General features: G+C 48.9%; 14 protein-coding genes and 1 pseudogene. 7 read left to right on the forward strand and 8 right to left on the reverse strand.

The window, feature by feature from the left end; genetic code table 11:
* From BSZ32_RS12895 to BSZ32_RS12920, 6 genes and pseudogenes are all read left to right on the forward strand, one after another.
* Window positions 1–370, forward strand: a pseudogene (locus BSZ32_RS12895) (hypothetical protein); the annotation flags it as partial.
* Window positions 371–447: 77 nt separating this feature from the next.
* Window positions 448–1,029 (forward strand): 4Fe-4S binding protein, encoded by a 582-nt coding sequence (locus BSZ32_RS12900; protein ID WP_206018843.1) that lies wholly within the window; start codon window positions 448–450, stop codon window positions 1,027–1,029.
* Between the two features lie 134 nt (window positions 1,030–1,163).
* The gene (locus BSZ32_RS12905; RefSeq protein ID WP_129589747.1) at window positions 1,164–1,445 is read left to right on the forward strand and encodes a group III truncated hemoglobin; all 282 of its coding nucleotides are present in this window, start codon (window positions 1,164–1,166) and stop codon (window positions 1,443–1,445) included.
* A gap of 10 nt (window positions 1,446–1,455) precedes the next feature.
* Window positions 1,456–1,731, forward strand: coding sequence for a hypothetical protein (locus BSZ32_RS12910; protein ID WP_105043795.1), 276 nt, complete (start codon window positions 1,456–1,458; stop codon window positions 1,729–1,731).
* Window positions 1,732–1,791: 60 nt separating this feature from the next.
* Window positions 1,792–2,166, forward strand: coding sequence for an alginate export family protein (locus BSZ32_RS12915; RefSeq protein WP_105043796.1), 375 nt, complete (start codon window positions 1,792–1,794; stop codon window positions 2,164–2,166).
* Window positions 2,167–2,235: 69 nt separating this feature from the next.
* Window positions 2,236–2,694 (forward strand): hypothetical protein, encoded by a 459-nt coding sequence (locus tag BSZ32_RS12920; RefSeq protein WP_165788836.1) that lies wholly within the window; start codon window positions 2,236–2,238, stop codon window positions 2,692–2,694.
* A gap of 74 nt (window positions 2,695–2,768) precedes the next feature.
* On the opposite strand, the gene BSZ32_RS12925 is transcribed toward BSZ32_RS12920, so the two are convergent.
* From BSZ32_RS12925 to BSZ32_RS12955, 8 genes are all read right to left on the reverse strand, one after another.
* Window positions 2,769–4,043: a hypothetical protein gene (locus BSZ32_RS12925; RefSeq protein WP_105043798.1), complete on the reverse strand. Its 1,275-nt coding sequence runs from the start codon at window positions 4,041–4,043 to the stop codon at window positions 2,769–2,771.
* Window positions 4,044–4,235: 192 nt separating this feature from the next.
* Entirely contained in the window at window positions 4,236–4,715 is a 480-nt protein-coding gene (locus BSZ32_RS19840; RefSeq protein WP_240610634.1) for a YicC family protein, read from the reverse strand.
* Entirely contained in the window at window positions 4,669–5,112 is a 444-nt protein-coding gene (locus BSZ32_RS19845; RefSeq protein ID WP_240610635.1) for a YicC/YloC family endoribonuclease, read from the reverse strand. The genes BSZ32_RS19840 and BSZ32_RS19845 overlap by 47 nt, the downstream gene beginning before the upstream one ends.
* 18 nt (window positions 5,113–5,130) lie before the next feature.
* The gene (tatC, locus tag BSZ32_RS12935) at window positions 5,131–6,666 is read right to left on the reverse strand and encodes a twin-arginine translocase subunit TatC (RefSeq protein WP_105043799.1); all 1,536 of its coding nucleotides are present in this window, start codon (window positions 6,664–6,666) and stop codon (window positions 5,131–5,133) included.
* A gap of 50 nt (window positions 6,667–6,716) precedes the next feature.
* Window positions 6,717–7,379, reverse strand: a complete 663-nt coding sequence (locus BSZ32_RS12940) for an HAD family hydrolase (RefSeq protein ID WP_105043800.1) — start codon at window positions 7,377–7,379, stop codon at window positions 6,717–6,719.
* Window positions 7,380–7,481: 102 nt separating this feature from the next.
* Window positions 7,482–8,696, reverse strand: a complete 1,215-nt coding sequence (locus tag BSZ32_RS12945; RefSeq protein ID WP_105043801.1) for a cation:proton antiporter — start codon at window positions 8,694–8,696, stop codon at window positions 7,482–7,484.
* Between the two features lie 175 nt (window positions 8,697–8,871).
* Window positions 8,872–9,144: a type B 50S ribosomal protein L31 gene (locus tag BSZ32_RS12950; protein WP_105043802.1), complete on the reverse strand. Its 273-nt coding sequence runs from the start codon at window positions 9,142–9,144 to the stop codon at window positions 8,872–8,874.
* 126 nt (window positions 9,145–9,270) lie between these two features.
* A complete protein-coding gene (locus BSZ32_RS12955) occupies window positions 9,271–10,188 on the reverse strand; it encodes a hypothetical protein (RefSeq protein WP_105043803.1) in 918 nt (305 codons plus the stop codon).
* Between the two features lie 509 nt (window positions 10,189–10,697).
* On the opposite strand from BSZ32_RS12955, the gene BSZ32_RS12960 reads away from it, so the two are divergent.
* Window positions 10,698–10,973 (forward strand): putative quinol monooxygenase, encoded by a 276-nt coding sequence (locus tag BSZ32_RS12960; protein WP_105043804.1) that lies wholly within the window; start codon window positions 10,698–10,700, stop codon window positions 10,971–10,973.
* Window positions 10,974–11,051 lie beyond the last annotated feature (78 nt).

The following is an 11,051-nucleotide window of genomic DNA, read 5'->3' on the forward strand; positions in this document are numbered from 1 at the left end:
CCTTATAGCAGGCAAAGAAACGCCTAAGATGAGTCATCCAATGTTAGCGAACTGCACTCAATGTCACGTGCCAAGTGAAGGGGAAAACTTCCTCAAGGGGAACGAGATTGCAGGATTGAATGTGGAAAGCTTGTTTGTTGGGGCTAGTAGTCCTGGCAAAGGTGATAAAGCGTACGATGGAGCACCACCAGTTGTCCCTCATCGGCTGAATATGCGTCAAAATTGCATGGCTTGTCATGGAAATGGCATGGCAAATGCTGTGAGCACTTCACACCCACAGCGGAAAAATTGTCTTCAATGCCACGCTCCCAATGCTACCTTTGATAACCGCGAAAGATACAATCTAAACGACTTTAAAAAAGACAAGTGAACGAGCCTGTAAACATAAGCCGTCGCAAGATGTTTGAGAGGTTTTTTAAACCACTCAATAAAGCCTCGGGTTCACTTATGAATCCGGATCCTGTTGCTGAAACAGTTAAGGATGAAGAGCGAGTGGCTATTATTCAAGGGCGATTTTGCTTAGCTTACCAGCGGAGCTTCTGTACCACATGCTCTGAGCGTTGCCCTGAGCAAGGAGCTATCATTGTAGAAATGGGCGTGCCCCGAGTAGTTGCCGACCAATGTACGGGCTGTGGAATTTGCCACGATGTTTGCCCAGCTCCAAGAAATGCGGTCCTGATGATGGCTAAACCTAATAAAAAAATGACTGATAATTTAATGAGTAGCCTGAGCGATGGCACTGAACTTCCTGAGTTGGCCCAAGGCGTGTTAGACTCAGAAACTCTCGATCAATTAGTGGTCGATATAGAGACCTGCACGGAACTGCTAGAAGTGATACCAAAATTCGGAGCAGACAGTTATGTGAAAGAGGGAGAAGTGATCGATCTAAGAACGGCTATATCAATGCTCACTAGAGGAGATCTAAGAGGAGTCCAAGTGCGTTATAAACACGAGGGTTCACAGTGGTGGGACACGCTGATGGCTACACATCAAGGGGTGCGACTCGTGCGTATTCAACATGATTTCTAGAAAGGGATAAAATACAAAACCAAGACGACAACAAAAAAGACATTCTAGGTGAAGAAGAGGTTACGCAAGTAATCCATACTTTTTACGAAAGAGTCCAAGTTGATGAAAAATTAGGTCCTATCTTTAATGATGTAGTGAAGATCGACTGGCCGTCCCATTTACCTGTGATGGTGCAGTTTTGGCGCACCATCATGTTCGGTGACGGCGGCTATCAGAGAAACCCATTGATGGCGCACATGAAGTGGACATCCGAGGTGAGAATGGACGAACAAAAATTCCAGCATTGGTTGGATTTATTTCACAGCACCATAGATGAACTCTTCTCGGGTCCCAACGCAGACCTTATGAAGATGCGCTCAGCTAATATGGCGACCATGTTACCGAGAAGAATCAAAGAATTTCAAAATTTAAGTTAGATAGATAACAATGAAAAATAATAGAACAACAGTGTTAGATGGAGGCTTATTGATAGCTGGGGTCAACATCGGACAAGCAAAGGAAGGTCCCTATACTTTGGGGGATTTTGGAGTTTCTGGTCCAGATTTCATAAAAAATACGGAGGTGTTTCTGAATGGACGACTTAGGTTAGAAGGAGCTGACATGGACGCCAAGAATGGAGGAGCTTCGGTTCTTTCATTACGCAACCGCTTTGGACTAAAGACAGCGAAAGTTGCTGGATTTAGCGTGCTGGCTGAAGGCTAACACACGTGGATTCTTACTCCCACCAGCGCATATAGTCCGTTCCCTTCGGGGACTCGCAGTGTGATAGCTGACCCAGATAACTTTGATCTGAATCGTCTACAGCTTGATTACTCTCTCGAGAGCACGGATTTTACGCTCGGTCGACAGGACATAAATCATGGCGATCAGCGCTTTATTGGAGCTGTTGCTTGGCGTCAGAATAATCAGACATTTGATGCTTTCAGCGTGACGAATACCACGGTGAAGGATTTAAATTTCACCTATTCGTACGCCAACCAAGTGAACCGGATTTTCGGAACCAATGCTCCATCTGGAGCCTTGAGTCGCTGGCATGGTGATGTGCATTTGATGCGTGGTGACTACAGCGGGTTGAGCGCAGGAACCCTAAGCGGATTTGCTTACCTCATGGACTTCAAGAATGCTGTGGCTGCATAAACAAACACATACGGCGCTGAGTTTAAAGGCAGTCAGCAACTCTGCGAGTCATTGCCGGATCTTGATTATTTGATTACTGGTGCACTGCAAAATGGAGCAGGTGATAATGCATCCTATGAGGAGTATTATTTCCGCGGCGACTTGAGCATGAATGCCAAACCTGTCAAAGGTGGATTTGGGCTGGAGTGGATGACTGGTAATGGAGATAATGCATTTATCTTCCCACTCGGTACGAACCATAAGTTTGGTGGCTTCGCAGATGCTTTCCTAACAACTCCAGGGAGTGGTCTACACGACTACTACGCGTGGGTTGGCGGAAAGTGCCCACTAGAAGTAAATCATAAGATCATATTCCACCACTTTTCTAGTGATAAAGGTGGGGACTTCCTTGGATACGAATTTGATTATGTGGCTAAAAAGGTACTCACAGAAAATACCAGTGCTCTTATAAAGTTAGCGCACTTGGAAGGCAGTCGGGCTATTAAAGATGTCCAACGCGCCTCTATCCAGTTGGATTACTCTTTCTGAATTATTTGAAACTAAGTAATAAAAAACGCTAGCAGACTAGATCTGCTAGCGTTTTTTGAGGTGTTTAAGTGCGTTTATTTGTTGTCCATCATTCTTACGACGTGGCGTTTGACTCTTTCTGGGACATCATTGTTCTTAATCCAGTTTTGAGCTTGGGATTTGTCTTTTTTGTAAAGAGTCCAGAGGGCGCGGCCAACGGTGCGCGAGCGTGAGCTTTCATCATCCAGTTCGTTGCCATAGTTGAGTGCTAGTACAGGGTCAGAGCGCGTGGCTCCCTCGGCGAATTCACGGAGTAGATCTTGGTAATTAGAGGCGTTAGCATTTGTGTCTAACCAGTCGGCAGCGGCATTGGCATCCTGCCTAGCATAAGAACCGACAAACTCTGGACCCGCCTTGAGTTGATCTTCGACGGGGAGTGTGGCGATCCAAGCTTTGGCTGCTGATGGATCTTGGTCGGTCCAGTTATCGACTACTTCGTTTAAAGCCCGCTCGCGTGCGGTATCGTCTTTAATGCGGGAGGCCCAGTCGGCTCCCATGGCTGGATCTTGTTTAGAAAATTGGTTGGCTAGGTAAGCTGATGCGCCACCCATGAGTTTTGGGTCTTCGAGGCCGGTGAGCCACTTTAGGGCTCCATCGAGACCTAAACTTGCGATATGCGGAGCCATGCTACCAAGGGCCTTAGCCCGTTCTCTCGAAAATGGCAGTTCCTGTAGGATCTGAGTAGCAAGAGTGGGGTTGGAGCCCGCTAGGCCGCGGATGATTCCTACGAGGTAGGGGTTAGCTTTGTCGCCATCGTGATTTTCACGCGCCCAGGCCAATGCCGCGTTGGGGTTGTGGGTAGCCCACGATGCGAGTACTTCTTTTTCCGCGTGGTCCGATTTAGAGTTTTCTTGGGAATAGCTGAGGGCTCCTAGTGGATCTACTTTTCCCCATGCGTGGAGTAGCATATTGTATTCAGTCATTCTCTCACGAGTCATACCGAGTGCTCGGAAATCAGCGACTACGGATTCAAATTGGTCAGGCCTAAGCGAGTCGATGAGGTTGAGCATTTGGCGTGCGCGTGCGAGAGGGTCACTCAGCTGACTGATTTTTTTGATGGAATCACTTGATGCCTTAGCTGTACTTGATGCGCTAGAACGGCTCCTAGTGGAGCCTCTAGATGAGCTGTTTGTCGAGATGTGACCACTAGTGTGCATGTCAGATCGAACTTGCTCAGTACTTGTTGAACCTGAAGCTGCAGAATCATTTGAGCTGACTTCTGAAGAGTTTTGCGAGGTACCCACGTAATAGGCGGCAGCGAGCGTGGTGAGCCATGCGCCAGCAGCGGGTAGTAGAATTTTATTTTTCATGGTAGGTACGGAAGCTTACCCATAAAAACGTAGGGCTCGTGTGGGTTTGTCTAGAATTATTTATAGCGGGTACTATGAATTGAACTCCGAAAATTACAAAAGGGTGTAAAAAAGAAATTTTATGCCTAGTGGCTAAAGTCGAACTTCGCTTGAGGAGCCTTTATTTGAGAATTATCTCATTTTTCCTATGGATTACTCTACGTTTTGAATCTGCTCGCGGATTTTCTCGAGTTCCGTTTTCGCGGTGACGACGTGCTGGGCAAGTGTCGCATCATTGGCCTTGGAGCCGATGGTGTTGAACTCTCGGTTGAGCTCTTGGCAGAGGAAATCAAGTGACCTGCCAACTGGTTCTGAGGAATCTAGGTACTCGCGGAACTTGGCGAAGTGCGAGCGTAGACGAGTGATCTCCTCGCTGATGTCACAACGCTCGGCAAAAATCCCGACTTCCTTGAGCACGCGGTCGTCGCTGAGGTCGAGCTCTAGGCCTGATTCCTTGAGGCGTCGGTGGAGGTTGTCACGGTAGCGTGCAATCACTGATGGCGAGTGCGCTTCGATGGCGCTCGCTTCAATTTTTAGAGTGTCGAGTCGGTCTAGCGTGTCTTGTTTGAGGTCGTCACCCTCACGGCTACGCATTTCTACTAGGCTGGAAATTGCCGCGTTTAGTGCGGGCATAATCACTTCTCTGACAGAGTCGATGCAGACTTTTTTTTTCTTCGAATTTAATAATGTCTGGTGCGCGAAGGATGTCGGCAGCAGTGATGTCGAGTGGTTGGCCTATCTCGTGGCTGAGTGATTTGAGAGTATCAGAGAGAGACTTAGCGCGTTTCAGATCGACGCTGATCGGGCTCGGAGCCTTGTCAGTTTGCTCTAGCGAAATGCTGATAGAGACTCGGCCACGTGAGATCTTGCCGAGAACGAACTTGCGGACTTCAGATTCAAGCTCTGCGTAGTTGCGTGGAAGTTGGACTACAACTTCGCCTTGCTTACGGTTAACTGAGCTCGCTTCGATATTCGCGACGAGAGTTTCTGAGGCTTGCGATGCGCGGCCAAATCCGGTCATTGATTTCATACTTATGGGGCTGGGGTTTTAGGGTTTTTCTGAATTATCGTTCTCTTTGTCATCGACGCCATCTGCAGGTTCATCTGAGCTTGGCTCGTCGGCGTTTTCATCTTCAGAGTCGCTAGGATCTTCTTCGGTATGAGGATCGTGTGGAGCCTGGAGGTTATTTAATAGCTCAGGAGATTCACCTTCACTGGTGAGTGTGTCTACTTCACCGTCATCATGCTCTTCTCCTTCACCATCTTCTTGATGCTCTGGAGCTTGCTCGAAATAGTCGTGGTCGTGGTCGTGGTCGTGGTAATGATCATGATAGTCATGGTGGTCATGGTGGTCATGATCGTGATCGTGATCGTGATCGTGATCGTGATCGTGATCGTGATCGTGGTCATGGTCATGGTCATGAGCCGAGTCATCGTGGGCCGCAACGGTGCCAGGGGCGGATACTAAACGTGGCTGGTAGTTGGCCATTTCTTCAGCTTCCTTTTCTAGCTCTTTCTTTCGGCTAAAGTAGGCGAACCAAATACATATTTCGTAGAGCAGGGCCATAGGGACAGCCAGCATGCTGAGCGTGAGCATGTCGCCAGTAGGGGTGATTATAGCCGCTATCACAAAGATGGACACAACTGCGTAGGAGCGCGTGCGGCTCATGAGGTCGTAGTCGAGTAGGCCTAGTTTGACCAAGGTCATGACGACCACTGGGAGTTCAAAGGCGAGACCAAAGACGAGGGTGAACTGGGTGGCAAAGGTGATGTACCAACCGATGCGCCATTCGTTTTCAACTCCCATGCTACCAGAATAGACATAGAAAAATTCTAGAGCCTTCGGTAGAACCAAGAAGTAGCAGAAAAAGACGCCGGTGAGGAACAGGCCAAAGCCAACTATGAGTGCGGGCCACAGAGCTTTGCGCTCAGTAGATTTCAAGCCAGGAAGAACAAACTGTAGCACAAAGACTAAGATAAAAGGGAAGGATACGATCAGGCCGGCAAAGAATGCCAACTTGAGCGAGAGCATGAAGGTCTCGGTCGGGTGCATCGACTGCATCTTGATGACCTTATTTTTTGCTCCGACCTTAGCGCTAGGTTCACCCACTAGGAGTTCCCTGACGGTGGTGCTGAGCTTGGGGTCAATATTGGGTAACTCATCGATGAATTTCTGCTTTTCCTCCAGGGTTTCGAGCGACTGAGCGGCACGGTAGTAACCAGCACACTCGGCATAGAAGGCGAGGTCTTCGTCTTTGAATTGAGCGTAGAAAACAGTTTTTTCCTCAGGGCTCAAGCCGGATGAATTATAGGAGGCGCCCTTCGCTTGTTCCCATTGGTCAGGGGTAATAGTCTCAGGCAGGCGTTCCTGCTGGGATTGCTCCCAGACAACTTCCAGCGGCTTGCGCAAGAGATCCATGAGGATGTCCTTCAGCGAATAGCACGCAATGGTAGCAATCAGTAATACGACGACGATTCGCGTGATGGTTGTTCGCAGATCCTCCAAATGCTCGAGGAATGGTTTTTCATCGATGTTTTTATTGGCTTTGTTGCGGAGCTCAAATGCTTTGTTTAAAAGGAACATAGGAAAGTGTGAAGTAGAAGGAGCCTCAGCTCAGATGGTTACTGAGTGATTTACTCTGAAACTAGACGCTCAGCGGGGAGAAGTTCTTTCAGCGAGGCAAGCACTCTATCAGCTATCGAGAAATCGAGGCAGTCGGTGAGGCGTGACGGCACGGCGCAGGTCTGGCAACCAGCTTCGATGGCAGATTTTGTGCCATTTAGTGAGTCTTCGATCACGAGACATTCGATGGCAGGAAGTCCGATCTGACGGACCGCTTCGAGGTAGAGATCTGGTGCTGGCTTGATACGTGGGGCGTCGCCTTTGCAGACGGTAGTCGTAACCATCGGCATCAAGTGGAGTTTTTCGAGCCAGCTGTCGACCCAGCCATGTGATGAGGACGAAACGACAGCAATAGGTGTGTCTTCAGCGAAAAGGTGTTCAAACAAGCCTCGCACGCCAGGTAGGGCGATTGGATCTTGCAGGGCTGCTCGGATTTCAATCTGTCGGTCGAGGTTGATGTTGTCCCAGTCGTAGCTCTTGCCTGTGAGATCTTCGAGGTGCGTCTCTGGTGACCAAGTATTAAAATCTGAGCCAATACATTGGACATAGGTTTCGATTGGCAAATCTTGCCCTTCGGAACGGAAGAGTTTGAGCCATGTTTGGTAGATTGGCCATTCGGTGTCTAAAATGACTCCGTCGAAGTCAAAAAATACTGCCTTTGCGTTTGCGAGCATGCTCGGAGAGTAATCGTGTAAAAGGATTTGAAAAGACGATTCTCACGTCATGCTCTAAGCAAGTTGCTTTGTCTGGGAGGTGATGCCAAATGTGGCTCTCGCTCAGTGGCTCACCAAGAGTTTTTTACCGAAGATTTTGATGCAAATGGCACCCAATGGAGCCGTAATGGCGATGCTCAGCACCGCGATTGCAAGGATCAGCTGAGCAGTCTCCTCCGAGGTGCCTGTCATTTCCCCCGAAAGCACCAAAGTGAGAGGCACGGCACCAATGGCCGCCTGAACAGTGGCTTTCGGCCAATACGCCATCATACAGAACATCTTCTCTTTGAAATTAAGCTGAGAGCCAATGAGGGAAACCCACACGCCAGCGCTTCTGCCAATGAGGCCAACACAGAGAACTGCAAGTCCCGTGCCGACAGAAGAAAGGGCTATTTCGGCGATGCGGACTTCGGTGCCGATGTAGACAAATAAGAGGATCTCGGCGAAGACCCAGATTTTGCCAAATTTTGCAGCCATCCTACCAGCCAGTTGATCGTGACGCTCCAGGATGACAAATCCGATGGCCATGATTCCGAGCAGCGCCGCGATGGGTAGGGTGTTCTTTACCGCTGGTAGTTCAGAGAAATCGTAGAACAAGATCGCTATGGCGACAAAGAGGATGACTTTGAGCGTGTCACGCATGTGGAACTTCTTGAAGAACCAGACAAACAGGTAACCAAGCAGAGCTCCAACGAGCGCACCGAGCGCGATTCCAGCTGGGACGCCAACTAGCACGCTGAGCCAGCTGGTTTCTTGGCCAGTGCCGAGTCCCGCGAAGACGCCAAAGAGGGTGATCGCGATCACGTCATCCAGTGATGCGCCTGCCAGCACCAGTGTAGGAACCTCCTTCTTCTTGCCGAAGCCACCATTCTTCAGCTCCAGCATTGCCGGTACCACGACCGCCGGAGAAACTGCCGCGATGATGAATCCTAACATGCCTGCTTCGTAGAGCTGAAAACCGAAGACTTGCCATGCCAGCAAAGTAATCGCTCCACCCTCGATGAGGCAGGGGATGATTCCCATCTTGATGGCGGGCCCACCAATCCTATTGAGTGTTTTCTTACTGATGCCTAAGCCCGCTCGAATAAGGATGATAATCAGGGCGACGGTTTTAAATTCCTTGAGCCCTTCAAGAGTACCGTCGTGGATGATATCGAATCCACTGGGGCCTAGTATCAAGCCAGTGGCAATCATCCCGAGAATTCCGGGAAGGCCGAGCTTGTTGAACAAGAAATTAGCCACAAGGGCAAATAGAACGATTAGGGCTACATCAAACATCTCTTGATCTTTCTGCTGACCGGGGTTACTCGCTGCAGATAAAGCGATTTATACTTCTGATAGCCGAAGGACTCCAGAAAAATCGTCACTTTGTCGCTCTAACCGGAGCTGTAGGGCATAAAAAAGCTTCACGAGCAGAACTCGTGAAGCTTTTTGAAAGTGTCTCGAAAGGGAATTAGCCGAGTGATGGCTTCTTCGCGCGACGGACAGAGGAACCAAAACGTTTTTGGAACTTGTCGATGCGACCTTCGGTATCCACAAACGTGGACTTACCTGTGTAGAACGGGTGAGTGTCAGCAGTTACGCCCATTGAAAGAATGTAGTACTCTACACCGTCAATAGTCTCTTTGTTGCCGGATTTCGCGGTCGAGCGTGTAACGTAACGCTTGCCGGATGTCATGTCTTGAAAGATTACCGGGTGGTAATCAGGATGGATATCAGCTTTCATAGTCTTGATAAGGTTGTGCCACGTTTCCAACGCGGTGTGATGAGGAGATTGCAAAGATTGCTTCGCTTGTCAATCATTTACCTGAACAAGACTTGGCCGAGGGTGAAATTCATCGAGCTAAGAGGCTTAGAGCTGCGTGACTACTTGTCGCAGGATAGTTTCAGAAAAGTCCATTGCGCCGCTGAATAGGCTCACCCAGTGAACTGCATAGCTTTTGAAATTAAGCCCACCAGGAACGAGGCACAGCATCGTCGCTAGTAGGAGTACATTTGCCATGTAAATGAGAACTGCCGAGAAGAACGTGCCATTTTCTTTGAGGTCGGGTTGATCGCGCGGGATCATCCAGATCGTCCATGCCAAGTGGAATGTCCAAGTTCCTCCGATAGCAAAGTACAGCACATAGTCGTGGTAAGGGATGTCCCAGAATAGGCGAAGTAGGCCAGAGATAAATAGGACGATGAACGACCAGAAGGGAACGAAGTAGGGGGAGAGCGCGATGAGGATATTCGACTTATTGGTCATCACATAGCCTCCATCGAGAGTGACATTGAAGCCGGAAACTTTGCCGCCACAGATGTAAATGAAGATGACGTGGGTGAGTTCGTGCCCAAGCACGTAGAGGTAGAGAAAGAAGTTACTTAGGAGCTTCGAGTAGAACCAACCGCACATCAGGAAGCAGCCAGTGAAAAAGAAGATGAAGGGACGGGAGCGCAGCAGCTCCATCCAGAAGTGCGATTTACCAGTGTGCTCAGCAATCGTGAATAGAGCTAGAGTGCTGATAGCACTGGGGAGCAGAAGGAAGAGAGCCAAAAAGGACCGCAGCAGCAGCTGGCCAGTTGGCAGTGAATAGTCGTCCTCATACGTATCGGCTATCGCCGCATGGACTGAGGTCAGGCCTTGGCGTCGCCAGCTGCGTTGGTTCGCTCGTTGGTGGGCTCGCTTATTCGCCCCTTGGATGGATTCCCATAGCTTAGGGCGCTGGGCACGACGAGTAGCGCTGTGTGAACGGCGGCGAGGGGGAGGTTTTCGTGCGCGGCGAGACATAAGTAAATAAAGATGCTTAAGTTTCCCTAATTAATTAGAAAAAGCAACCATGTAGTTCAAGCGTCCAATTCAGCGAAGTGAAGTAACTACCCATTGCGAAAAATACAGAATGGGACGAAATTTTTGAGGCGGTCTGTATGAAGAAACTATTTTTCTACCAGAGATTCACACGAATCACTAAGCTGGGATGGTTCTCTTAAACGCCCGACGGGACTTGCTCTTAACCCTTGAATGCTTGGGGCTTAAATTCCAAGCGCATCTTCTAGATCTTTCAGGGACTCGAAAACTTGCTGTCCGGCATCGATTTCTATGCTCAGTCGGCTGATATCGTTAGCGTTACACAGATTGAACATAGAACAACGGCTACACTGAACGCGGTGATCAATCATAAAATCCGGCTTTGGACACCATGACCAGAGCTTTATTATCCAGTAACGGCGAGCGGAAACAAATTGTTTGAGCCGTTTTTTCTCATAGAATTGCGTTAGGAAAAGGTGTACGCCTCCAATATGATCACTAAATTAATACAGCTTAAAGCAAAACCGGGTAAGAGCGCAGAGCTCAATAGTCTTGTGCAGTCGTTAATCGAGCCATCCCGCAATGAAGTGGGCTGCATCAAGTATGACGCTTACTCGGATGATTCAGGCTCGATCTATCTGATCGAAGAATGGGAATCGGCTGAAACCTTGAATGCTCACAAGCTCACGGCGCATTTTTTGAAATTCAAAGATGCAGGTCCAGAACTCATTGAGGAGAAGGGATCGATTGCTCTCAATCCACTATAAAACCAAGCGATTCTCGGTCTTGGATGGTGGATGGTGGTTCTCAATGTCAATTAGTGCTTTTTTTGTTGTAAGACGGAT

The organism is Rubritalea profundi, from assembly GCF_002954445.1.
GTDB lineage: Bacteria > Verrucomicrobiota > Verrucomicrobiia > Verrucomicrobiales > Akkermansiaceae > Rubritalea > Rubritalea profundi.